Annotated in this window: 17 protein-coding genes; 3 read left to right on the top strand and 14 right to left on the bottom strand. The window is 72.6% G+C overall.

The window, feature by feature from the left end:
- Window positions 1-16: 16 nt before the first annotated feature.
- From ACZ60E_RS08095 to ACZ60E_RS08105, 3 genes are all read right to left on the bottom strand, one after another.
- A complete protein-coding gene (locus ACZ60E_RS08095) occupies window positions 17-1,309 on the bottom strand; it encodes an aspartate aminotransferase family protein (RefSeq protein ID WP_384806970.1) in 1,293 nt (430 codons plus the stop codon).
- A complete protein-coding gene (locus tag ACZ60E_RS08100; protein ID WP_384806967.1) occupies window positions 1,306-2,148 on the bottom strand; it encodes a nitrilase-related carbon-nitrogen hydrolase in 843 nt (280 codons plus the stop codon). The genes ACZ60E_RS08095 and ACZ60E_RS08100 overlap by 4 nt, the downstream gene beginning before the upstream one ends.
- Before the next feature lie 167 nt (window positions 2,149-2,315).
- Window positions 2,316-3,908 carry a hypothetical protein gene (locus ACZ60E_RS08105; protein ID WP_469438972.1) on the bottom strand — a complete coding sequence of 531 codons (1,593 nt, stop codon included), beginning with the start codon at window positions 3,906-3,908 and terminating at the stop codon, window positions 2,316-2,318.
- Window positions 3,909-4,214: 306 nt separating this feature from the next.
- On the opposite strand from ACZ60E_RS08105, the gene ACZ60E_RS08110 reads away from it, so the two are divergent.
- Window positions 4,215-4,385, top strand: coding sequence for a hypothetical protein (locus tag ACZ60E_RS08110; protein WP_469438973.1), 171 nt, complete (start codon window positions 4,215-4,217; stop codon window positions 4,383-4,385).
- Window positions 4,386-4,393: 8 nt separating this feature from the next.
- Here ACZ60E_RS08110 and ggt read toward each other — a convergent pair whose 3' ends face one another.
- On the bottom strand, window positions 4,394-6,205 hold the full coding sequence (gene ggt / locus ACZ60E_RS08115) for a gamma-glutamyltransferase (RefSeq protein WP_469438974.1): 1,812 nt from the start codon (window positions 6,203-6,205) through the stop codon (window positions 4,394-4,396).
- A 104-nt stretch (window positions 6,206-6,309) separates the two neighbouring features.
- Here ggt and ACZ60E_RS08120 point away from each other — a divergent pair, with 104 nt between their 5' ends.
- Complete coding sequence (locus ACZ60E_RS08120) at window positions 6,310-7,071, top strand: hypothetical protein (RefSeq protein WP_469438975.1); 762 nt, start codon at window positions 6,310-6,312, stop codon at window positions 7,069-7,071.
- A gap of 346 nt (window positions 7,072-7,417) precedes the next feature.
- Here ACZ60E_RS08120 and ACZ60E_RS08125 read toward each other — a convergent pair whose 3' ends face one another.
- Window positions 7,418-8,161 carry an amino acid ABC transporter ATP-binding protein gene (locus ACZ60E_RS08125; RefSeq protein WP_453794654.1) on the bottom strand — a complete coding sequence of 248 codons (744 nt, stop codon included), beginning with the start codon at window positions 8,159-8,161 and terminating at the stop codon, window positions 7,418-7,420.
- 127 nt (window positions 8,162-8,288) lie between these two features.
- Window positions 8,289-8,729, bottom strand: a complete 441-nt coding sequence (locus tag ACZ60E_RS08130; RefSeq protein WP_210888516.1) for a DUF6278 family protein — start codon at window positions 8,727-8,729, stop codon at window positions 8,289-8,291.
- A gap of 165 nt (window positions 8,730-8,894) precedes the next feature.
- On the opposite strand from ACZ60E_RS08130, the gene ACZ60E_RS08135 reads away from it, so the two are divergent.
- The gene (locus ACZ60E_RS08135; RefSeq protein ID WP_469438976.1) at window positions 8,895-10,754 is read left to right on the top strand and encodes an SGNH/GDSL hydrolase family protein; all 1,860 of its coding nucleotides are present in this window, start codon (window positions 8,895-8,897) and stop codon (window positions 10,752-10,754) included.
- Window positions 10,755-10,975: 221 nt separating this feature from the next.
- Here ACZ60E_RS08135 and ACZ60E_RS08140 read toward each other — a convergent pair whose 3' ends face one another.
- From ACZ60E_RS08140 to ACZ60E_RS08175, 8 genes are all read right to left on the bottom strand, one after another.
- Window positions 10,976-11,755: an exodeoxyribonuclease III gene (locus ACZ60E_RS08140; protein WP_469438977.1), complete on the bottom strand. Its 780-nt coding sequence runs from the start codon at window positions 11,753-11,755 to the stop codon at window positions 10,976-10,978.
- A 45-nt stretch (window positions 11,756-11,800) separates the two neighbouring features.
- Window positions 11,801-12,436, bottom strand: a complete 636-nt coding sequence (locus tag ACZ60E_RS08145; RefSeq protein WP_384806945.1) for an MBL fold metallo-hydrolase — start codon at window positions 12,434-12,436, stop codon at window positions 11,801-11,803.
- A gap of 61 nt (window positions 12,437-12,497) precedes the next feature.
- Window positions 12,498-13,796: a bifunctional 3-oxoadipate enol-lactonase/4-carboxymuconolactone decarboxylase PcaDC gene (gene pcaDC / locus ACZ60E_RS08150; protein WP_384806942.1), complete on the bottom strand. Its 1,299-nt coding sequence runs from the start codon at window positions 13,794-13,796 to the stop codon at window positions 12,498-12,500.
- A gap of 247 nt (window positions 13,797-14,043) precedes the next feature.
- The gene (locus tag ACZ60E_RS08155) at window positions 14,044-15,399 is read right to left on the bottom strand and encodes a sulfite oxidase (protein ID WP_469438978.1); all 1,356 of its coding nucleotides are present in this window, start codon (window positions 15,397-15,399) and stop codon (window positions 14,044-14,046) included.
- A gap of 293 nt (window positions 15,400-15,692) precedes the next feature.
- Window positions 15,693-17,594 carry an SWIM zinc finger family protein gene (locus ACZ60E_RS08160; RefSeq protein WP_469438979.1) on the bottom strand — a complete coding sequence of 634 codons (1,902 nt, stop codon included), beginning with the start codon at window positions 17,592-17,594 and terminating at the stop codon, window positions 15,693-15,695.
- 428 nt (window positions 17,595-18,022) lie between these two features.
- Complete coding sequence (locus ACZ60E_RS08165) at window positions 18,023-20,917, bottom strand: SNF2-related protein (RefSeq protein WP_384806935.1); 2,895 nt, start codon at window positions 20,915-20,917, stop codon at window positions 18,023-18,025.
- Between the two features lie 140 nt (window positions 20,918-21,057).
- Entirely contained in the window at window positions 21,058-21,639 is a 582-nt protein-coding gene (locus ACZ60E_RS08170) for a sugar kinase (protein WP_384806933.1), read from the bottom strand.
- Window positions 21,639-22,823 (bottom strand): ROK family glucokinase, encoded by a 1,185-nt coding sequence (locus tag ACZ60E_RS08175; protein ID WP_210888539.1) that lies wholly within the window; start codon window positions 22,821-22,823, stop codon window positions 21,639-21,641. Before ACZ60E_RS08175 ends, ACZ60E_RS08170 begins: the two co-directional genes overlap by 1 nt.
- Window positions 22,824-22,871: the final 48 nt, after the last annotated feature.

The following is a 22,871-nucleotide window of genomic DNA, read 5'->3' on the forward strand; positions in this document are numbered from 1 at the left end:
CGAGGCTGACAGCGGCTCAGCGCCGCAGACCGCTCCGCAGGGCGCGCTCCAGCATCGCGGCGCCCTCCTCGGCCTCCGCGACGGTGAGGGACAGGGGCGGGGCGATCCGCAGGACGCTGGTGCTGTGCCCACCGCCCTTGCCGATGAGCAGGCCTTCCTCGCGGGCCGCTTCGAGCACGGCCGCCGCCGCGTCCGGATCGGCCTCGTCGGTGCCGGGCTTCACCAGTTCGACGCCGATCATGAGCCCGCGGCCCCGGACCTCCCGTACGCCCGGAAGCTGCTCGGCGACGGCCCGCAGCCGCTCGATGAGAAGTCCGCCGACCCTGCGGGCGTTGCCCTGGAGGTCGTGTTCCAGGAGGTACGTGAGGTTGGCGAGGCCCGCGGCCATGGTGACCTGGGTGCCACCGAAGGTGGAGATGGAGTTGGAGTCGAGGCAGTTCATGATCTCGGCGCGGGCGACGACTCCGCCGATGGACATGCCGTTGCCGATGCCCTTGGCGAAGGTGAGGATGTCGGGCGGGCCGTGCTGCCCGTGGGCCTGCCAGCCCCAGAAGTTGTCGCCGGTCCGGCCCCAGCCGGTCTGCACCTCGTCGGCGATCCACAGGATGCCGCGCTCGGCGAGGACCTCGCGGAAGGCCGCGTACAGGCCGTCCGGCGGTGAGGTGAAGCCGCCGACGCCCTGGACGGGTTCGGCGATCAGGGCGGCGGGCGCGCGGACATGGCCGAGCAGGTCCTCCAGGTCGGCGACGCAGGCCGCGACGAAGGCGGTGTCGTCGAGATCCGCGTACGGGCCGCGGGTGCGGACGCCGCCGTGCACGTACAGCGTCTGGAGGGGTGACAGGCTCGTCGGTGACCAGCCCTTGTTGCCGGTGATGCCGACCGCGCTGAACGAACGCCCGTGGTAGCTGTTGCGCATCGCCAGGATCTGGTTGCTGCGGCGGTACGCGGTGGCCAGGAGCAGCGCGGTGTCGTTGGCCTCGGTGCCCGAGGTGGTGAAGAAGACGCGCGCGTCCGGGATGCCCGACAGTGTGGCGATCCGCTCGGCCAGGTCGACCATCGGCCGGTTGAGGTAGAGCGTGGAGGAGTGGTTGATGCGCCCGGCCTGCTCGCTGACGGCCTTCGTGACCTCGGGCAGGGCGTGGGCGGTCATCGTGGTGAGGATGCCGCCGAAGAAGTCGAGGTACTTGGTGCCCTCGGCGTCCCAGACGTGGCGGCCCTCGCCGTGCGTGATCTCCATCGGGTTCGCGTAGTAGAGGGCGAGCCAGTCGGGCAGAACGGCCCGGTGACGGCCCAGCAGGTCCTCGGTCACGGCTGCACCAGCCCTTCGTACGCGTCGGGGCGGCGGTCCCGGTAGAACGCCCACTGCTGCCGGACCTCGTCGATCAGGTCGAGGTCGAGGTCGCGGACGACGAGTTCCTCGCTCTTGTCGCTCGCGGGCTCGCCGACGAACTGGCCGCGCGGGTCGACGAAGTACGACGTCCCGTAGAAGTCGTTGTCCCCGTACTCCTCCTCGCCGACCCGGTTGATCGCGGCGACGAAGTACTCGTTGGCGACGGCGGCGGCCGGCTGTTCCAGCTGCCACAGGTGGGCGGACAGGCCGCGGGAGGTCGCCGAGGGGTTGTAGACGAGCTGGGCGCCGTTCAGGCCGAGCTGGCGCCAGCCCTCCGGGAAGTGGCGGTCGTAGCAGATGTAGACGCCGACCTTGCCGACCGCGGTGTCGAAGACGGGCCAGCCGAGGTTGCCCGGTTTGAAGTAGTACTTCTCCCAGAAGCCCTTGACCTGGGGGATGTGGTGCTTGCGGTACTTGCCGAGGTACGTGCCGTCGGCGTCGATGACCGCGGCGGTGTTGAAGTAGAAGCCGGACTGTTCGACCTCGAAGACCGGGACCACGACGACCATGCCGGTCTCGCGGGCGAGTTCCCGCATCCGGGTGACGGTCGGACCGTCCGGTACGGGTTCCGCCCAGCGGTAGTGCTCGGGCTCCTGGACCTGGCAGAAGTAGGGGGCGTTGAAGACTTCCTGGAATCCGATGATCTTCGCGCCCTGACGGGCCGCCTCGCGGGCGTGCTCCTCGTGCTTGGCGACCATGGATGCGGTGTCGCCGGTCCAGGTGGCCTGGACCAGAGCGGCGCGTACGACGTTGGCCATGAGCTGCTCCTTCGACGTGACGTCAGAGAGCTTCTACGCCCGTAGACACGGGGCGTAGAGCCCTGAAAGTAAGCCTCGGCGCTGCCCTGGGCAAGACCATCGCCGTTAACCGGCGGAGTCGATCATGTTTCACACCCCTGTGGGTGAGCGGGACTGCGTGTCCCGCCTCAGGCCGTGTAGCCGGCCACGCGCAGGGCGTGGATCAGGTCCCAGTAGCGCTGCTCCGAGACCTCGCGGGCCGCTTCCAGGAGGAGCGGGGCGAGGAACTGCGGGTCGGCGTCGATGCTGCGGGCGGCTTCCTCCGGGGTGCGGACGCGGACGTACGCGTCCAGCAGGGCGCGGACCTCGCGGTGCCGCCCCTCCTCGACGAGGCCCAGGACCGCCTCGCCTATCTCGGGGGCGGGGCGTGCGACGCCCTGCCGGAGCATCTGCCGGCCGTCCGCGGTGCGTCCGGCCGCGACCAGCGCGTCGGCCGCGGCGACCAGCCGGTCGGCGGGCAGCGAGACGGCCTCCCAGAGGAGGGAGGCCCAGTCCGCGTCGAGTCCGGCGCGGTGCAGTTCGGCGGCGAGGAGCGGGAAGCGGGCGGCGGGCCAGTGGGCGGCCTCGACCAGTACGGCGTGCGCCTCGCCGGTACGGCCTTCGCCCCGCAGCCGCACGAGCGTGGCGACGGTCTCGACGGTGGTCCGCCGCGCGTCGTCGTCCAGGGCCTCGCGCCGTGGCGCCCGCTGCCCACCGCCCGCCTCGGCACCGCCCGCGAACCGGGCGCCCCGGGGGGTGCGGTCCGCGCGCTGCGGCGCGGGCGGAACGGGGGTCACGGGGCTGCTCGCGTCCCTTGCCTGGCCGGTACCCGAGCCTGCGCCTGCACCCGTGTTCGCGTCCGGGTCGGCGTCCGTGTTCGCGTCCGCCATGCCGGCGAAGCGGGCGCTGCCCCGGGCGCCGCCCCGGAGGCGGCGCTTGGAGCGCTGCTTGGGCGCGGGGGCTTCGGGAGGGACGGGGTGCTCGGTGGCTCCGGACACTTCGGGAGCTTCATGCGCTTCGTACGCTTCGTGCGCGTCGGGGGCTTCGTGCGCGTCCGGGTGGACCGCCGCGTCCTGCCGGGCGGCCCGGTCCGCGGAGGCGTCGCGCCAGAGGCCCGGCCAGTCGTCCTCGTCCGGCGCCGGGCGCTGTACGCCCAGGCGCGGGGCGGCTGCCTGGGCGGCCGTTCGGCCGGGATCACGGCCGTCGTTCCCGCTCCGGGCGTGTCCGTCCATCGCCTGCCGGTCCAACTCGTCTATGCGGGACCGGATTTCGGCGCAACGGGCGGTCGCGCGGTCGTGGTCGTCGCGGGCCCAGGCGAGATCGAGACGGAGGGAGTCGTTCTCCTCCTGGGTGGTGGCCGCGGGTAGCGAACGCCCCAGCTCCGAGAGCCGTTCGGCGGCGTAACGCTGTTCGCGCAGCATCACGTCGAGCCGGTCGCCGAGGGCGTCACGGCCGCCGGGCCGTGCGTCGTACGCGGTGAGGGATGCGGCGTGCAGGGCCCTGGCCCGCTCGGTCTCCCGAGCCGCGGCCCGGTCGCCGTACTCGGCGCCCAGATCCTGGAGGATGGCCTCCACGACGTCCCAGGGCGGTACTTCCCACCCGTCCAGGCAGGCCCGCATCCCTTCGGGGTCGCGCTGCCAGAACACACCGCACCAGCCGCCGCCCTGGTCGAGCCGGGACAGCAGGCCGTTGAGGTAGTGCGCGAACTCCCGGACCCGGTCCGGAAGTTGTTCCACCGTCATGCCGTTCACCCCACCACCCCACGCCGGACCGGAGCACTCCAATATGGCAGAAAACACCAGTCGTGTTACGAAAGCGCTACGACGAGTTTTCGACCTGGACGCAGAGTGCGGTTACCACCCCGGAACGTAAGGTGAGAATGAGGTGCCCGCACGGGCCACGGAGACCCGCTGGACGGCACCGAGACCGTCGCCGGCCGCCGGGGCGGGACCCGTGGCGGCGGCACCCTCGCATTCGGCGCCGGCGAGAAGGGCGATGCCCTGATCGTCGCCGTCCGGTGCCGGGGCAAGGGGGAGATCCAGGTCTCCGTGCAGCCGCTGAACGTCGGCTTCCCGGTGGCATGCCTCGCCGGCAGGGCGACCACCGCCCACCACCGGGTCGGTGTCGTGGGAGCGGAGAAGGAGGGCAGTGTCTCGGTTGCCGGCCCCTCGGCCGTGCGCTGGTCCATGACGGTCGGCCGCGAGGGGTCCGGCAACTGAGCGGACTCCTATGGCGCCGGTTTCACCACCATCGCCGAGCCGCCGCCCCTGCGTACGGTCTCCGCGGCTGCCAGCCACTTGCCGTTCGGGAGGCGCTGGACGCCCGTCGCCGCGCCGATCTCCGGGTTCTGGCGGAAACCGTGGCCGATGCCTTCCAGCTGGGTCCTCAGCGGGCTGTTCCACAGGCCCGGTTCGAGCTCGGTGGTCGTCTGGTTGCGCTGGCTGGCCCGCGGGGCGGCGATCGCGTCGACGAGCGGCAGGCCCCGGTCGAGGAAGCCCGTCAGCGTCTGCAGCACGGTCGTGACGATGGTCGCGCCACCGGGTGAGCCGAGCGCCACCACCGGCTTCGCGTGGCGGTCGAGCACGATCGTCGGCGAGATCGACGAGCGCGGACGCTTGCCGGGCCCGGGCAGGTTCGGGTCGTGCACGGCCGGGCTCGCCGGGGCGAAGGAGAAGTCGGTCAGCTCGTTGTTGAGGAGGAACCCGCGGTCCGGGACGGTGATCCCGCTGCCGCCGGTCTGCTCGATGGTGAGCGTGTAGGCGACGACGTTGCCCCACTTGTCGGCCGCCGTCAGATGGGTCGTGTTCTCGCCCTCGTACGTCGTCGGCGCGGCCTTGCCCCCGGTCGCGCACGCCGCCGGGTCGCGCGGATCGCCCGGCGCCAGCGGGCTGGTGAGCACCGCGTCGTCCTTGATCAGGCACTCGCGCGAGTCGGCGAACCGCTGCGACAGCAGTTCCTTCGTCGGTACGGCCTCGAAGGCGGGGTCGCCGACCCAGCGGCCCCGGTCCGCGAAGGCGATCCGGCTCGCCTCGATGTACCGGTGCAGGTACTGGACGTCGGAGGCCTTCGAAAGGTCGGTGTTCTCAAGGATGTTGAGCGCCTCACCGACCGTGGTGCCACCGGAGGAGGAGGGCGCGATCGAGTAGACACCCAGACCGCGGTACGAGGTCTTCGTGGGCGCCTGCCGCTTCGCCCGGTACTTCGCCAGGTCCTTCAGCGTCAGGTCGCCGGGGCGGGCGTCGTATCCCGAAGCGGGGTCCACCGGCGGCTCGTTGACCGTGTCGACGATGTCCTCGGCCAGTTCGCCGCGGTACAGGGCGCCCACGCCCTTGCGGCCCAACTCCCGGTACGTGCGGGCCAGATCGGGGTTCTTGAACGTCGAGCCGACCACCGGCAGCGCGCCGCCCGGCAGGAACAGGTCGGCCGTGTCGGGGAAGTTCCTGAACCGCGTCTCGTTGGACTCGGTCTGCGAGCGGAACGTGGCGTCGACGGTGAACCCGTCCCGCGCCAGCCGCTCCGCGGGCTCCAGCAGCGGCCCGAGCCGCTTGCTGCCCCAACTGTCCAGCGCCGTCTGCCAGGTGGCCGGTGTACCGGGTGTGCCCACGCCCAGACCGCTGGTCACCGCGTCCGCGAACGGGATCGGCTGGCCGTTCTCCAGGAAGAGCCCCGAGTCGGCCGTCAGGGGCGCCGTCTCCCGCCCGTCGATCGTATGCACCGTACGGGACTTGGCGTCGTAGTAGACGAAGTAGCCGCCTCCGCCGATGCCCGACGAGTACGGCTCGGTGACGCCGAGGGCCGCCGCCGTGGCGACGGCCGCGTCCACCGCGTTGCCGCCCTTGCGGAGGATCTCCACCCCGGCGGCCGAGGCGTCCGCGTCGACGCTCGCGACGGCTCCGCCGTAGCCGACGGCCACCGGCACCTTCCCCGCCGGTCCTGAACCGCTCCCGCCGGTCCCCGAGGAGGGCGGTGCCGCCCCCACCGACACCACAGCGGCCGACACCGCCAGCACAGCAAGTCTCCGCGCGACCGAGCGCCCCATCAGTACCTCCAGTCAGCGATTCCCTGCGCAGCGTAACTTCCTCGGCATGGCCGCGTCAGGTGCCTCTCGAACACGGATGCGCCTGCCCGCTAACATGCGCGCCCATGACTGACGACGTGCGCAACATCGTCCTCGGAGTGGTCGCGGCGGGCCTCAGCGCCTCGCTGGGCTGGCTCGCCCGGACCTACCTGTGGAAGCGCAGGCTCCGCCGCAAGCAGGCCTTCTTCGGGCTGCCCGACCACTCCGAGTCGCTGCTCGTGGTCAACCGCGACGCCGGCAGCCCCGACCTGGCCGTGCACCGCTACGACGTGTTCGCGCTCCTGGAGCTCTCCGCGCTCATCAAGGACTGCAACGCGCATGCCGACGTGATCACCCAGGACGCTGCCCGGCAGGGCTTCGGGGAGCGCACGGAGTTCTGTGTCGGCGGCCCGGGGTCCAACCGCCGGATGGCCGCCCACATGCAGGCCATGCTGCCGGGTGTGCGGGTGAACGTCGATCCGGAGCCGGGTCCGGACCGTCTGGCGTTCCAGATAGGCAGCGATCGCCACCGTATGCAGCCAGGGGTGGCCGAGTACGTCCTGCTCGCGCGGCTCACCGCCGGGCAGCCGGGCCTCGGCAGGCCCGTGTTCCTCTTCTGCGGGCAGCGTGCGATCACCAACCAGGCGGCGACCCGCTATCTGGCCCGCAACCACGAGCGGCTGTACCGCAAGCACGGCAACAGCTCCTTCGCGCTCCTTCTGAAGGTCGTGAACTCCCAGGCGTACGGGCCGGATGTCGTCGAGCTGGTCGCGGACGTCACCCGCGCCGCGCAGACGCCCCTGCCCGAGGGGGCCACCCGGACCACCACCCATCGTGCCGGGCAGTAGGGCGGTGGCGGGGGGAGCACAACCCGACCGGCGCAGCTGACCTTCTTCTCACCAGCGGCCGACGTACATGTCGGTCCCGCTGCGTGAGCAGTGATCCCCGGCTGCCGCCGGACGGGCCATTGCCCCTCGCTACCGCGTGCCCGGCAGCAGCGTCCCTGGGTCGGCCGAGGCGCCTTCGACAGCCTCTGTCACCGCGGGGATGAACGACAAAGCGTAGTCGAGACCGGGCGCGGCCCGTCCCCCGGCCTGGCGGAAGCCCTCACCGGCGCCGAGGCGCGGAACCGACGCGGGTTCAGGGCGTACACGTGCCGCACGTGCCGTACGGGTCATGATCACGCTCCCCCGCTCAGTGTGTGAGGATCTTGGAGAGAAAATCCTTGGCACGGTCGCTGCGTGGGTCGGTGAAGAACTCCTCGGGGGTGCGGTCCTCGACGATGCGGCCGTCGGCCATGAAGACGACCCGATTGGCCGCCGAACGCGCGAAGCCCATCTCGTGGGTGACGACCACCATCGTCATACCGTCGCGCGCGAGTTGTTGCATGACCTCCAGAACCTCGTTGATCATCTCCGGGTCGAGCGCCGAGGTCGGCTCGTCGAACAGGAGGGCCTTGGGATCCATCGCGAGGGCGCGGGCGATGGCCACGCGCTGCTGCTGACCGCCGGAGAGCTGCGCCGGGTACTTCGGCGCCTGCGAGGCGAGTCCCACCCTGTCGAGGAGTTCGAGCGAGCGCTTGTCGGCCTGGTCCTTCTTGCGGCCGCGTACCTTCATCTGCCCCAGGGAGACGTTCTGAAGGACCGTCTTGTGCGCGAAGAGGTTGAAGGACTGGAAGACCATCCCGACCTCGGCGCGGAGTTTCGCGAGTTCCCTGCCCTCCTCGGCCAGCGGCTGTCCGTCCAGCCTGATCTCACCCGACCCGATAGGCTCCAGACGGTTGATCGCCCGGCAGAGGGTCGACTTGCCCGACCCCGAGGGGCCGATGACCACGACCACCTCCCCCTTGCCGACGGTGAGGTTGATGTCCTGCAGGACATGCAGCTCCCCGAAGTACTTGTTGACGTGACGCAGCTCGATCAACGGATCGACGGCCATGCTCAGCCCTACCCACTCTCAGCAGTGTCGCGATTGCGGCAAACTATCCAGACGAGGATGGACTTAATACACGACACGCACTTTTCGGGCATTAGCCGTATTTACTCCGCCAGTACGGGCCAGGGCTTCACGCTTCCGCGACCTCGGCGTACAGCTGAGAGAGTTCGGGAACTCCGCTGGCCGCCCATTCACGGCCCGACACGACCACGTCGATCTCCCGGCCCGACACCAGCCGCACCACCGGCTGGCCGTTGGGCCACACCTCCCAGAGCGCGCCGGGCACCGTACGCACGATGACCGTGCCGAGGTAGAGGCCGGCGTCGTTGCCGAGCCAGGGCAGGCTCTCCTCGTCGTCGCGCCAGCGTGGCAGCAGTTGGTCGAGCGCCTCCAACGAGGCGACGGTGTCGTCCAGTTCGATCCCCGCCTGATGCGCCTGGGAGCGGAGCAGTTCACATTCGGAGAGCAGTTCGGCCACCCCCTCGTGGTCGCTCTCGCTGTCCGAGAACACCGCGACCCCATGGGCGGGGCCCCGCTTCTTGCGCCAGTTGCCCAGGAAAGGGATGTTCATACACCCAGCCTTTCATCCGTATCGCCCACCGCACCACAGGGCGCGCGGAATGCCTGTTCCCGGGGAGTTCGCACGCAGTTCGCGCCTGCCTCATTGGCGGGACCCTGTCGTCTCCTTAGCTTCACCGTGCAGCTTTACGGTGCATCCTGAGCGGGAGGAGTCGGTGTGCGCCGACGCGTGTGGAGTACCACCGTTGCCCTGACCCTGCTGTCAGTGCTGACGGCCGCGGTCCCGGCGACGGCCGCGGTCCCGGCGGTGGAGGCGGTCGCTCCGGCGGAGGCGGTCCGTGCGACGGCCGCTCCGCAGGTCAAGGAGCGCCCGCTGCCCTTGGAGCGGCACTTCGACAACACGGCCGTGAGCGACGACGCCCGGCCCGCCCAGGCGGACTTCGACGGCTCGGGCCGTTCCCTGTCGGCGCAGGACCTCACCGCCGCCGGCTGGACACCGGGACGCGCACTCACCGTCCAGGGCGCCCGGCTGACCTGGCCCCGCCGGACCCCGGGCCGGCCCGACAACGTACGCGCCGACGGCCAGTCCGTACGGGTACGCGGCCACGGTGACGCGCTCGCCTTCCTGGTCGCGGGCACGGGCGGCGGCGAGGAGAGCGGCACGGGCGTGGTGCGGTACCTCGACGGGTCCAGCTCCGCGTACCGGCTGAGCGCGTCGGACTGGCGCGGCGGGCCGCTCGCCACCAAGGCCGTGGCCCTCCCCCACGTCAACACCTCCGACGGCCAACTCGCCGAGAAGGCACGGCTGTACGTGGTGACCGTGCCGCTCGTCCGAGGGCGCGCGGTGGACTCCGTGGACCTGCCGGACAACGAAGACCTGCATGTGTTCGCCCTGTCGGTACGCTCCGACAGCCCCGGCTGGACGGGGAGTTGGGCCGCTTCGACCTCCGGCTACCCGGCCGTCGGGCCCTGGACCGACCGGACACTGCGGCTGGTGGTGCACACCTCGGCGGGCGGGCCCCGGGTACGGATCCGGCTCGACAACACCTTCGCGGCCACGCCCGTACGGATCGGGAGCGCGACGGTGGCGGTGCAGGCGTCCGGGGCGAGCCCGCGAGGCGCTCCCGTGCCGCTGTCCTTCGGGGGCTCCGCAGGCACCGGGATCCCTGCGGGGGCGCAGGCGTTCAGCGATCCGCTCGGCTTCGACGTGCCCGCGGACAGCAATCTCCTCGTGAGCTTCCACCTGCCCGGAACGGTGGTGGCGGCGCCCGTGCACAGCCTGGCCGTGCAGCAGTCGTACGTCAGCGAGCCCGGTGACCACGCCGGCGACACCGCCCCGGACGCGTACACCTCGACGATCCTCAACTGGCCGCTGCTGACCGGTGTCGACGTGGGTGACGAACCGGGCGGTGGGTCAGGCGGCGGTGCAGACGGCGGGCCGGGGTCCGTCGTGGTACTCGGGGACTCGATCACCGACGGTGAGAAGTCGACGCGGGACGCGAACCGGCGCTGGCCCGATCTGCTGGCCGACCGGCTCCGGGAACAGAGTGTGGTGCCGCACTATGGGGTGCTCAACCAGGGGATCTCGGCGAATCGTGTGGTCACGGACCGGTACGTCGGTGACGGTGTCTCCACCGACACGGGCGGGGTGAGCGCGCTGCACCGCCTCGACCGGGATGTCCTCGCACAGACGTCGGCACGTACGGTCATCGTCTTCGAGGGGATCAACGACGTCCGCTGGGGCGCCGGCGCCGAGCAGGTCGTGGAGGGGCTGAAGGAGGTCGCCGAGCGGGCGCACGGGCGGGGGCTGCGGGTGCTGGCCGCGACGATCGTGCCCTGTGAGGGCGAGGCTCGGTGCACGGCCGATGTCGATGCCCAGCGGAGTGATGTGAACCGGTGGATCCGGTCCGGGGCGGCCGATGCCGGGTTCGACGGGGTGCTCGACTTCGACGCGGTGTTGCGGGATCCGGGGGATCCTGCGCGGCTTCTTCCTGTCTATGACAGTGGAGACCATCTGCACCCTGGCGATGCGGGGCTCGCTGCGCTGGCTGAGTCCGTGGATCTGGGGTTGTTGTAGGCGGGGCGGATTCTGGGCCGGTGAGGTCGCTGTTCGGGTGCGGGGCCGATGTGGCTGGTCGCGCAGTTCCCCGCGCCCCTTACGGGGCTTGGGTCGTGTGTCCGGTGCGGGGCCGATGCGGCCGGGCGCGCCGTTCCCCGCGCCCCTTACGGGGCTTGGGTCGTGTGTCGGGTGCGGGGCCGATGCGGCCGGGCGCGCCGTTCCCCGCGCCCCTTGCGGGGCTATACGTCCAGGTCCACTACCACCGGGGCGTGGTCCGAGGCGCCCTTGCCCTTGCGTTCCTCGCGGTCCACGTAGGAGTCGGTCACCGCCTTGGTGAAGGGGGCGTTGCCGTAGACCAGGTCGATGCGCATGCCCCGGTTCTTGGGGAAGCCGAGCTGGCGGTAGTCCCAGTACGTGAACGGGTGGTCGTACTTCAGGGGGCGCGGGACCACGTCCGTGAGGCCCGTGCCGCGCAGGGCGGTGAGCGCGGCGCGCTCGGGCTCCGTGACGTGCGTGGAGCCCTCGAAGACGGCGCGGTCGAAGACGTCGTCGTCCGTCGGAGCCACGTTGTAGTCGCCCATCACCGCGAACGGGCGGCTGCCGGCCGCGTCGCCCGCGACGGCCGTCCTCAGGGCCTCGAACCACTGGAGCTTGTACGCGTAGTGCGGGTGGTCCACCTCGCGGCCGTTCGGCACGTAGACCGACCAGACGCGGACCGGCCCGCAGGTCGCGGAGACCGCGCGGGGCTCCTCGACGCCCTCGTAGCCCGGGTCGCCGGGCAGGCCCCGCACGATGTCCTCCAGGCCCACCCGGGACACCACCGCCACGCCGTTCCACCGCCCGGTCGCGTTCACCGCCGACTCGTAGCCCAGCTCGCGCAGCTCCTCGGTGGGGAACTGCTCGGCGGTGGTCTTCGTCTCCTGGATGCACAGCACGTCCGTGCCGCTGCTCTCCAGCCAGGCCAGCAGCCTCGGGAGACGGGCGGTGATCGAGTTCACGTTCCAGGTGGCGATACGCATGCCCCACAACCTACCGGGCGCCTCTGACAGTCGGAGATCGGCCACTCAGAGGTCGGCGGTCTCCCCCGGGGCCAGGCGCAGGTGCTCGGAGCCGCCCAGGGTGCCGATCTGGCGGTCGTAGGCGGGGCGCGCGAGGTCGGTGAGCAGGGCGTCGTGGATGTCGTACGCGCGCTGCGGCTTGACCTCCCTGACGTAGTCGATGACCTCGGAGATCTTGCTCCAGGGGGCCTGGACGGGCAGCAGCAGCGTCTCGACCGGGTGGTCGGGGAGGGTGAGCGCGTCGCCGGGGTGGAAGACGCGCCCGCCGTCGACGAGGTAGCCGACGTTCGTGATGCGCGGGATGTCCGGGTGGATCACGGCGTGCAGTTCGCCGTGGACCTGTACGTCGAAGCCCGCGGCGGTGAACGTGTCGCCGTGCCCGACGGTGTGCACCCGGCCCGGGAACGCGGCCGAGAGCTGGTCGGCGACCGACTTCAGGGTCCAGATCTCCGCCTGCGGGTTGGCGTCGAGACCGGCCCGCAGGTGCCCTTCACTGAAGTGGTCGGGGTGCTCGTGCGTGACGAGGATCGCGTCCGCGCCGACCGCGGCGTCCTCCTCGCTGAAGACCCCGGGATCGATGACGAGTGTGCGGCCGTCCTTCTCCAGGCGGACGCAGGCGTGCGACTTCTTTGTGAACTTCATGCCTTCCATCCTGCCTCCGCCCGTCGGAGCGGGCCCACCCGAGGGGGCCCTTTCCCGCCGCTCACTCCTGCGGAGTGGTCTCCTCGCGGATGACCTGCTGGGCCACCTTGAAGGCGCTGTTCGCGGCCGGTACGCCGCAGTAGACGGCCGCCTGGAGGAGTACTTCCTTGATCTCGACGGGGGTGAGCCCGTTGCGGAGGGCGGCCCGGGTGTGGAAGGCCAGCTCGTCGAGGTGGCCGCCCGCGACCAGCGCGGTGAGGGTCACACAGCTGCGCGAGCGCCGGTCGAGGCCCGGCCTGTCCCAGATCTCGCCCCACGCGTAGCGCGTGATGAACTCCTGGAAGTCCCCGGAGAACTCGTCGGCCTGGGCCAGCGCCCGGTCCACATGGGCGTCCCCGAGCACCTCACGGCGGACCTTGAGGCCCGCGTCGTACGGATCGGACCTGCCCATCAGCGCCTCGGGCTGCGGGGCCGGGGCGATCTCGGCGACGGGCGACGCCTGCTGCGGCACGGAGAGCACCGGGCTCGCCTGCGGGACCACGACCGACATCTGCCCGGTGGACGAGTCGTAGGCGGGCTGCTGCCAGGCCGTGGAGAAGTGCCGTACGAGGAGGTCCGTGACCGCCGCCGGCTGCTCCACGGGGACCAGGTGGGAGGCGCCGGGCACGACCGCGAGGCGGGCGTCGGGTATCCCGGCGACCAGGGTGCGGGCTTCGGCGGGGCCGGTCACCTGGTCGTCCGAACCGACCAGGACGAGCGTGGGCACACCGATACGGCCGAGGTCGGCACGGATGTCGAACGCGGCGAGCGCCTCGCAGGCGGCGATGTAGCAGCCCGGGTCGGTGGTGCGGACCATCTGTACGGCCCACTCGGTGATCGCGGGCTGTGCCGCGGCGAACCCGGTCGTGAACCAGCGCTCGGGGGACGACCGCGCGATGGGGTCCAGGCCGTTCGACCGGACGATCACACCGCGCTGCCGGAACTCGTCGGCCGTGCCGAAGCGCGGGGAGGCCGCGATCAGCGTGAGCGAGGCGAGGCGCTCGGGGCGGCGCAGCGCCAGCTCGGCCCCCACGGCTCCGCCGAGCGCGCAGCCCGCGTAGCCGAACCGCTGGACGCCGAGCCCGTCGAGGGTGGCGAGCAGCCGTTCGGCGAGCTCGGTGACCGAGCCGGTCGGGTGCGCGGGTGCGCCGCCGTGACCGGGCAGGTCGTAGCGGAAGACCCGCCACTGCTTGGCCAGCTCCGGGACCTGCCGGTCCCACATGTGCCAGGTGGTGCCCAGTGAGGGACCCAAGATCAGGACAGGTGCGTCTTCTGGCCCGTCAAAGCGGTATTGAAGGGTGTTGGTCTGTGCGTCGCTCACCCGACTCACGCTCCCACATCTCACGATTTCTCACGCACTTGGGTCGGATCCCCATGCAAGGCGTCCCACGTTGTGGCAGCCTCGCGAAGATCCTCCGCACCGGCCTTCACAACTCACCGAGTGGCAGCCGGGTGGCAAGGGACCCCGGCCGCACCGCGCGTCATCGTACAGATGGACCCTACGAACCTTCAGGGGCTCGGGGCGACGGCCGGGGCTCCCCGTGGAGGCGGGCGTCGCGGGGCGCGGGTCACACCGCCCGGACCGGGTGCCGGACGACCGCGTCGAAGAGATAGCCCTGGGTGTTGTGGACGGTGGTCTGCGGCTGGGTGCGGCCCGTGGTGTCGGTCGCACGGGCAAGGAGCGTGTACGTTCCCGGGGCCGCCGGACGCCAGTCGGCGGACCAGCGGACCCAGTCGGCGCGGCGCGGGGCGTCGTGCAGACGGGCGCGCCGCCAGCTCGAACCGCCGTCGGTGCTCACGTCGACGCGCGCCACGACGCCCGCGCCCGACCACGAACGGCCGGTGAGACGGTGCTCGGCGGTGGCCTCCAGGCTTGCGTTCCACGGGAGTTCGAAGGCCGACTTGAGCGTCTGACGGCTGAGCGGGGCGCTGCCGCCCGCCGGGTACGCGTCGCCGAACAGCCGGTAGAAATCGGTGTTCCACGGGGAGTACAGCGGCTGGGCGGAGACCTCGATGTCACCGACCCACTTGATCGACGCGATCCCGATCCAGGACGGCACGAGAACCCGTACGGGACCGCCGTGGTCCGGCGGGAGCGGCTCGCCGTTCATCTCGTACGCGAGCAGCACGTCGTCCAGGGCCTTCGACAGGGGCAGCGGGCGGCGGACGCGGCCGAGGTTCGTGCCGTCCGCCGTGACGTAGTCGGCGTCCAGGCCGCGGGGCAGGACGTCCACGGCGCCGCGGCTCAGCCCGGCGCGGCGCAGCACCTCGCCGAGCCGTACCCCGCGCCAGCGGGCCACGCCGATCGCGCCCAGGGTCCACGCCGTGCCGGACACGGTCTGGCCCTGCTGTGTCGTGAAGAAGCTGCGGCCGTTGCCCGCGCACTCCACGAACGCGCTGCGGGTGGTGGCGGGCAGGCACTTGAGGTCGTCCAGCGTGAACTCGGCGGACCCGCCGCCCGCGAGGCCGTCTCCCCAGACGGTGACACTCCAGGCGTTCGCGTCCAGGACGGGGGTGGCGGTGTGGTTGCGGACGAAGAAGCGGTCCGTGGGGGTGTGGTGGCCGGTGCCCGCCAGTGCCTCGAACCTGGTCTCGGCGTTCGTGCCGCGCGAGGTGAACCAGGCGTCGGGAAGCGGCTTGACTATCCCGGGTACGGCGGCGGCGGACGCGCGGTCGGTGGTCGCGGTGACTGTTCCGGTGTCGGTCGCGGGAGCGGCCACGGCGGGTGCGGCGAAACCGGCGGTGGCCGCGGTGGTTGTGGTGGCCAGTCCGGCGGCGGCCAGCAGGCGGAGCATGTCGCGCCGCTCGATGCCGTCGGCCCGGGCCTCGCCCGCGAACCACTGACGGAGTCTGCGACGGTCGTAGACGGACTCTTCATCGCGCGTGCCGGTACGGGAGTCGGTACGTGAGTCGGTACGGGACATGGGTGGGCTCCTGCCTGTCGGGGGTTCACGGGCACGGGTGCGGAGGTGGTGGGGTGACCGCGGGCCCGCGGGTACGGCAGAACTCGCCGGGCCCTCGGGCCTGGGGGTGGAGGTGGGCCGCAGGAGGAGAAGTGCGGCCGGGAGCGCGGTTACGGGCTCGGTGAAGATCAACAACAGCCGTGCGGCGTACGCACGCTGAACCGCGGAGCAGGGCGGCACCGGCTGAGGATCATGGGCGCCATGGTACGAGTCCGCGCGCCGACTCGCCGGTGAATCGCGGGAGTCGGGCGCGCTCAGACGTCGGTCGGCGAGCCCAGGCCGGTGAGGGCGCCGACCGGATCCAGGTCGGGGGTGCCGCGGGGCCACCAGTCGTCGTGGCCCGGTTCCGACTCGTACGCGTACCAGAGGCCGTCGTGGCCCAGGCGGAGCTGTATGTGGCCATGGGGGTGCGTCAGGTGGTTGTGCCAGGGCCGGAAGGCGGGGAAGTCGGCCGCGAGGAGGAGGGGGCGGGCCCGGTCGAAACGGCCCGCCGGAGGGTCCCAGGCCTCTTCGAGGACGGCGAGCCCTTCGAGCCCGCCCTGGCGCCATGCCGCGACCGCGCGGGCCAGGTCTCCCGGGGTGCGACGCGCGGCGGTGGCCAGGTCCGCGTAGAGGGCGCGGGTGGTGGCGGTGAGGCCGGAACCCGGGCGGGTGGCGGCGAGCCGGACGGCGTCCTGCCAGAGCGTCAGCTCGGCCAGGGGGTCGCGGCCGGTGGTGAGCAGGGCGTGCGCGCGGGCGGCCGCGTCGGTGGCCAACTGGTCCAGCGCGAACGGGTCGGGCCCGCCGGGCGAGGCCGGGTAGGCCGGGGGCTGTTCGGGATGCGCGGGCGGCAGCAGCGGGGCCGGCAGGGCCGCCCGTACGCGGCGCTCGACCGCCTCCCGGGCCGGAACTCCGGGAAGTGCCGGCTCCTCGGCGGCGCGGGCCGAACGGGCGGCCAGCGTGGCGTTGCGCCGGGACAGCTCGTCCAGCAGTTCGCGCTCGCCCCGGCCGCGCAACAGGAGGAGCACGAACGGGTCTTCGTCCAGCAGCCGCGCGGTCTGGTAGCAGAGGGCCGCCGCGTGCTTGCAGGGGTGGCCGGAGTCGGGGCAACTGCAGCGCGGGACCAGGTCGCCGGGGCCGGGGAGCAGGTCCACCCCGCAGTCGGCGAGTGCCTGGGGCAGCTCCTTGTCGAGCAACGCGGCGATGCGGGCCGGGCGTTCGGCGGCGGCGCCGAGGAACCGCTCCCAGTCGTCGTCCGAGAGCGTACGCATCCGGATCTGCACGCGGTACGGCCGCGGACGGCTCCCGTGCACATAGGCGAGCACGAGCCCCGGGGTGACCGTGACCGCGTCGACGTGTCCCTCCCCCGCGTACGCCTTCCCCCGCCCGAGCCGCGCCTCGTCGAGCGCCATCTCCTCCAGCGCGGCGACCCACGCGTTGCCCCACCACGTCTCGGCGAACCCGCCCCCCTCGCGCCGCGCCCGCTTCGGCGGCGGGAACGTACGCCGCAGCTCACCGTCCCGGGCGGGGGCGGCCATGGAACGACCGGCTGCGGGGACGCTGCGCTGTGCGGGGGCCGGGGGCTCGCCGGGGACGGCGAAGATGCCGGGGGCGGGCTCGGCAGGGGGATGGGGATGTGGGTGGGGGTGCGGATGAGCGGCTTCGGAGCCGAGGGGGCCGGCGTCGGCACCGGCTTCGGCACCGGCTTCCGTGGCTGTGCCGGACTCGTCCGCCCGCTCTTCCCTCTCCAGCCGGGACGACAGATCGAGGCTGGTGCCCAGCATCTCGGCCAGTTCCCGTACATGGGCCGCGGCCTCGCGGCTCGGACCGGTGGGACGCGTCGGACGAGAGCCGGGGGCGGTGACCGCGGCGCCCCCGCGCCGCTTCCTGGACGCCCCGACTCCCTTGTCCTGCACGGCAGTTCGCTCCCGCTCCGCCTGGATGCGCGCGGCACGCAGCGCCTCCCGGGCCACGTCGCCGGGACGCGAGGCTTCGGAGGGAACGTCGGGCCGGTCGGCCGCGGGCGGCTCGGAGACCTCGTCGAGTCGGCCGACCGCCTCCGGCTCGGCGGTCGCATCAGACACGGAGTCCGCATCGGACACCGCGTCGGGTACCCCTGTCGCCGTCGCCTCGGACGCCGGGCGTGAACCACGGGCCTCCGGCTGCTGAGTGTCCACGGAGTCCGGTGCTCCTCCCCCGCCCTCGGTCCCCGCGGCGGTGTCACCGCCGGTACGGCTCACCGCTCGCCGCAGTGCCTCGCGCGCGGCGTCGCCCGGGCGCGGCCCGGATGGTGCGGTTCCGTGGACGGCTCGGCGGCGTGGCTCCACGGCCGCCGGGGGCGCTTTCGAGGCCGGAGCCACCGAGGACTCCCCCGAGCCCGGACCTGAGCCCGATTCCGAGCCCAGGCCCGAGTCCGAGATCGCTTCGGCTCGGCGGGCTTCCCGCAGGGCCCGTCGGGCGGCGTCGGCAGGTCGCGTCCCCTCGGCCGCCGGGCGGGAGCCGTACACCGAAGACGCCACATCGTCGTGGGCGGGGGCGGGGGCGGGGGCCGGGGACTCGGCCTGAGGCGTCCCGTCGTCCGTACCCGGCTGATCCGTCGGAGACATCACGTGGACCTCCGCAGTGACACCAGGTCGGACAGGTCGCGGTCGGTCAGTTCCGTCAGGGACGCCTCACCGGAGCCGAGGATCGCGTCCGCCAGGGCCCGCTTGGAGGCGAGCATGTCGGCGATGCGGTCCTCGACGGTGCCCTCGGTGATGAGGCGGTGCACCTGGACGGGCTGGGTCTGGCCGATGCGGTAGGCGCGGTCGGTGGCCTGTTCCTCGACGGCCGGGTTCCACCAGCGGTCGAAGTGGATGACATGCCCCGCGCGCGTGAGGTTGAGACCCGTACCGGCGGCCTTCAGCGACAGGATCAGGATCGGCGTCGCCCCGCTCTGGAAGCGGTCCACCATGTGTTCGCGCTCGAACACCGGCGTGCCGCCGTGGAGCAGTTCGACGGGGACCGCGCGTGCCGTGAGGTGGTTCGTGATCAGCCGGGCCATCCCCACGTACTGGGTGAAGACGAGGGCCGAGCCGTCCTCGGCGAGCAGCGTGTCCAACAGCTCGTCGAGCAGGGCCAGTTTGCCGGAACGGGCGGCCTGTCGAGCCGTTCCCGAGCCACTGGGGAGCCCGTCGGGCTCCTCCTTCAGATACAGCGCGGGGTGGTCGCAGATCTGCTTGAGCGCCGTGAGGAGCTTGAGGACCAGGCCCCGCCTGGCGATGCCCTGCGTGGTCTCGATGGCGAGCATCGACTCGCGCACCACGGCCTCGTACAGGGAGGCCTGTTCGCGGCTGAGGGGGACGGGGTGGTCCGTCTCCGTCTTGGGCGGCAGTTCGGGGACGATGCCCGGGTCGGACTTCTTGCGGCGCAGGAGGAAGGGCCGGATCAGCCGGGCGAGGCGGGCCACGGCCTCCTCGTCCTCGCCGTTCTCCACGGCGCGCGCGTGCCGGGCGCGGAAGGACTTCAGCGGTCCGAGGAGTCCCGGGGTCGTCCAGTCGAGCAGGGCCCACAGCTCGGAGAGGTTGTTCTCCACCGGTGTGCCGCTCAGCGCGACCCTGGCCGGTGCGGAGATCGTCCGCAGGGCCTTGGCCGTCGCCGAGTACGGGTTCTTGACGTGCTGGGCCTCGTCCGCGACGACCATGCCCCAGGTCTGCTCGGCGAGCCGCGGTGCCGTCGAGCGCATCGTCCCGTAGGTGGTCAGGACGAAGCCTCCGTCCATGTCCGCCAGGGAGCGCTCCGGTCCGTGGAAGCGGCGCACGGGCACGCCGGGGGCGAACCGCTCGATCTCCCGCTGCCAGTTGCCGAGCAGCGAGGCGGGGCAGATCACGAGGGTCGGCTCGGTACGTGCCCGCTTCAGATGGAGGGCGATGACGGTGATGGTCTTGCCGAGTCCCATGTCGTCGGCGAGGCAGCCGCCGAGGCCGAGCGAGGTCATGAGGTCGAGCCAGGCCAGCCCGCGCAGCTGGTAGTCGCGGAGGGTCGCCCGCAGGCCGGGCGGCGGTTCGGCGGGGCGCAGTCCGGCCGTGAGGCGGTCGCGCAGCGCGGCGAGCGCTCCGACGGGCACCGCCTCGACGCTCTCCCCGTCGACCTCCACACTGCCGCTGAGGGCCGCGGAGAGGGCGTCGACCGGGTCGAGCAGGCCCAGTTCGCGCTTGCGGGCCTTGCGGACGAGGGCCGGGTCGACGAGCACCCACTGGTCCCGCAGCCGGACGACGGGGCGGTGCGCCTCCGCGAGGGCGTCCATCTCCGCCTCGCTGAGCGGGTCGCCGCCCAGGGCCAGCTGCCAGCGGAACTGGAGCAGTTCCTCGCTCTCGAAGAAGCCCGTCCCGTCCGTGGCCGAGCCCGGCGCGGGGCGGACGACCGCCGCCGCGCTCAGGTCCTGGGCGAGGTCGCGCGGCCAGTGCACGGCGACCCCGGCCGCGCCGAGGCGGGTGGCCGCCACACCGAGCAGGTCCGACAGCTCGTCCTCGGACAGGGCCAGTACGTCCGGCACGTCCTGCGCGGACAGCCGGTCCAGGGGCGGCCAGACGCGGGCCGCGCGGCGCACGGCCAGGGCCGCGTCGACCCGGGCGCGCGGGCCGAACGTGGCGTCCGCGGTGCCCGCCCACAGGGCCGCCGCGTCGACGACGAGGGTGGGGTCGGCGAGGCTGTGCACCTGGACGACGGCCGCGCCCGCCCGCCGCGCGCCCTCGCTGTCGTCGAAGAGCTCGTCCGCGGACAGGTCGAGACGCAGGGAGATGCGGACCCCGGCGTCCATTCCGGCGGCGACCTCCGCCGCCCAGTCCTGGGCGCCCGGCAGCCGCTGGGCCCCGCTCGCTGCGAAGGGCCTCCCCGCCGCGTACGGAGCGGCCGGGGTGCGGGGCAGGGCGTCGGCGACCGCGTCCAGGAAGGCGCGTGTCAGCGCTTCCGGCTCGGGCAGCCTGAGCGGGCCACTGCCCGGCAGGGGGACGGCGTGTCCCTCGTACGGGAGGGCCGCGGCGATCGCCCTGAGGTGGGCGATGTCGTCCGGGTCCAGGGGGCCCGCACGCCACGCGTCGAACCCTTCGGGTGTCAGGCCGGGCAGCAGCCGGCCGCGCGCGACGAGCCGCAGCGCGTGCAGGGCGGCGGCTCCCCAGCAGGCCGTGGCGGGGTGGGCGGCGGGGTCGCGCCTGGCCCGTACCAGAAGTGGCAGGGCCTCGGTGACCGGCATGGTCAGCGCGGGGACCGCGTGCCGTCGTGTCCCCGTACCGTGCCGTCGTACGACCGTCAGCTCGGTGTCCGGTGTGGGGAGCGGGAGGTCGCCGTCCGGGTCCCAGAAGGCCATCCGTCCGCCGCGGGGCAGCGCGGCGGGCAGGAACACCGCGGCCAGCCGGAGGGAGACCTCGGGCTTCGGGCCGGCGCCGGGGCCGGCCTCGGCACGGGGCTCCCCCGTGCTCGTCCCCTCACCCGTCCCCGTACTCGTACGCGTCCCCGCAGTCATGCTCCCGGCCACCTCCCTCGCCCGCTCTCGTCCCGGTCGGATCGATCGTCTTCGACTCTACGGGCCGGGTCTGACAACGCGGCCCGTCGGCCGGAAGGGGCAGGTCGTCGGGGCGTGGTCGCGGTGGCTTCGGGGTGGGGTCAGGGGGTCGTTCTGGAGACCACGTAGACCATGGGATGGCCGGGCTTCGCCCAGTCCACGACGATGTGCTGCGTGGGCATCGGGTTCTTCCGTGCGTGGTTCAGGCCCGACCAGGGGCCGGGTCCGGTGAACTCCCAGCCGACGACCCGCCGGTCGCGTGCGCTGATGGCGAGTTCGTCCTTCTCCAGGGCGTCGAGGCTGGTCCCGATGGTCTTGAGGAACTTCTCCAGTCCCTCGTCGCTGGTGAGGAACTGGACGTAGAGACGGCTGGTCTTCCAGTTGTTCGTCTCGTAGTACGCGACCTCGGCCGAGTAGCCGGGGATGGGCACCTGGTACAGGCGGCGCTGGACCCGGGAGGGCCAGCCCGGGGTGAGTCCGGTCGCCGAGTACTTCGCCTCCTTGTCCTTGCCGCTGTCACGGCTCTGGTTGGCGGAGATCACCAGATAGCCGGCCGGGACACCGATGAGCAGCACGATGATCAGCAGGGTCAGGGCGCGGCGGCGGATCCTGTGGCCCGGCTCCTCGGGCGGGCGCGGCGGCTCGTCCGGGGGTGAGGCCTGGCGCGGCAGCGAGGCCGTCATCACAGCGTCTCCTGCGCCTCGCGGCGCGACTCGGCGTACCGCTCGTAGCGCTCGTACCGCTCGACGCGGCGCCGGTTGGCGCGCCGGAAGCGGCGGGCCACGAGGCGGGCCAGGTCCGCGGCGCCGACCATGCCGGCCTCGGGGCCGAGCTGGGCGCGGGCGATCCGGGCCTCGGGGCGGTAGCCGCGGCCGGTCAGATGGCGGCGGAAGGCGTCGCGCGCGGGGCCGATCAGGAGGTCGTCGGCCGCGCTGACGCCACCGCCGATGACGAAGCAGGACGGGTCGAGGGCCGCCGCGAGGTTCGCGATGCCGACGCCCAGCCACTGGCCGATGTCCTGGAGCAGCTCGATGCACATCGCGTCGCCCTCACGGGCCAGCTCGGTGATCATCGGGCCGGTGATCTCGGCGATGTTGCCCTTGACGTGCTCGATGATGCCGTAGGCCACCGGGGAGTCGGCGGCGGCGAGTTCGCGGGCCTCGCGGACGAGGGCGTTGCCGGAGCTGTACTGCTCCCAGCAGCCGCGGTTGCCGCACGGGCAGCGGTGGCCGCCGGGCACGACCTGCATATGGCCGAACTCGCCCGCCACCCCGAACTTGCCGCGCTTGACCTGCCCGTCCTCCAGGATCGCGCCGCCGATGCCGGTGCCGAGGGTGATCATGACGAGGTGGTCCTCGCCGCGGCCCGCGCCGAAGCGCCACTCCGCCCAGGCGGCGGCGTTCGCGTCGTTGTCCACCAGGACGGGGACGGCGAGGCGGCCCGCCAGGCGGTCCCGCAGGGGTTCGTTGCGCCAGGAGAGGTGGGGTGCGAACAGGACCCGGTTGCGCTCCGCGTCGACCCAGCCGGCCGCGCCGATGCCGACCGCGTGCACGTCGTGGCGGTCGGAGAGGTCCAGGACCAGTTCGAGGATGGTGTCCTCGACGACCTTGGGGCTCTTGGACTTGTCGGGGGTCTCGGTGCGGACCTTCTCCAGGATGTTGCCGTCCGCGTCCACGACGCCCGCCATCACCTTCGTGCCGCCGATGTCGATGCCGACGGTGGGGACGCGCGGCGCCGTCAGGTGGGAACGGCGCTCGCGCGTGCCCACGGTGCGCAGGGCGGTGGCACGGCGGGAGCCGATGGGGGCGCCCGCGGCTCTGGCGGAGCCGAGCGCCCTGGGCAGGGCGAGGTCGCGGTAGGTGCTCATCGCGCCGATTCTGCCCCACGCTGCCGCTCGGCCGCACGGCGGCGTCCT

The sequence above is a fragment of the Streptomyces sp. NPDC102514 genome, from assembly GCF_055584525.1.

What these genes read in the sequence shown, in the direction of transcription:
- ACZ60E_RS08100 (WP_384806967.1), bottom strand. Translation starts at nt 2,148, where the DNA reads ATGGCCAACGTCGTACGCGCCGCTCTGGTCCAGGCCACCTGGACCGGC.
- ACZ60E_RS08105 (WP_469438972.1), bottom strand. Translation starts at nt 3,908, where the DNA reads ATGACGGTGGAACAACTTCCGGACCGGGTCCGGGAGTTCGCGCACTAC.
- ggt (WP_469438974.1), bottom strand. Translation starts at nt 6,205, where the DNA reads ATGGGGCGCTCGGTCGCGCGGAGACTTGCTGTGCTGGCGGTGTCGGCC.
- ACZ60E_RS08120 (WP_469438975.1), top strand. Translation starts at nt 6,310, where the DNA reads ATGACTGACGACGTGCGCAACATCGTCCTCGGAGTGGTCGCGGCGGGC.
- ACZ60E_RS08125 (WP_453794654.1), bottom strand. Translation starts at nt 8,161, where the DNA reads ATGGCCGTCGATCCGTTGATCGAGCTGCGTCACGTCAACAAGTACTTC.
- ACZ60E_RS08130 (WP_210888516.1), bottom strand. Translation starts at nt 8,729, where the DNA reads ATGAACATCCCTTTCCTGGGCAACTGGCGCAAGAAGCGGGGCCCCGCC.
- ACZ60E_RS08140 (WP_469438977.1), bottom strand. Translation starts at nt 11,755, where the DNA reads ATGCGTATCGCCACCTGGAACGTGAACTCGATCACCGCCCGTCTCCCG.
- ACZ60E_RS08145 (WP_384806945.1), bottom strand. Translation starts at nt 12,436, where the DNA reads ATGAAGTTCACAAAGAAGTCGCACGCCTGCGTCCGCCTGGAGAAGGAC.
- ACZ60E_RS08155 (WP_469438978.1), bottom strand. Translation starts at nt 15,399, where the DNA reads ATGTCCCGTACCGACTCACGTACCGACTCCCGTACCGGCACGCGCGAT.
- ACZ60E_RS08165 (WP_384806935.1), bottom strand. Translation starts at nt 20,917, where the DNA reads ATGACTGCGGGGACGCGTACGAGTACGGGGACGGGTGAGGGGACGAGC.
- ACZ60E_RS08170 (WP_384806933.1), bottom strand. Translation starts at nt 21,639, where the DNA reads ATGACGGCCTCGCTGCCGCGCCAGGCCTCACCCCCGGACGAGCCGCCG.
- ACZ60E_RS08175 (WP_210888539.1), bottom strand. Translation starts at nt 22,823, where the DNA reads ATGAGCACCTACCGCGACCTCGCCCTGCCCAGGGCGCTCGGCTCCGCC.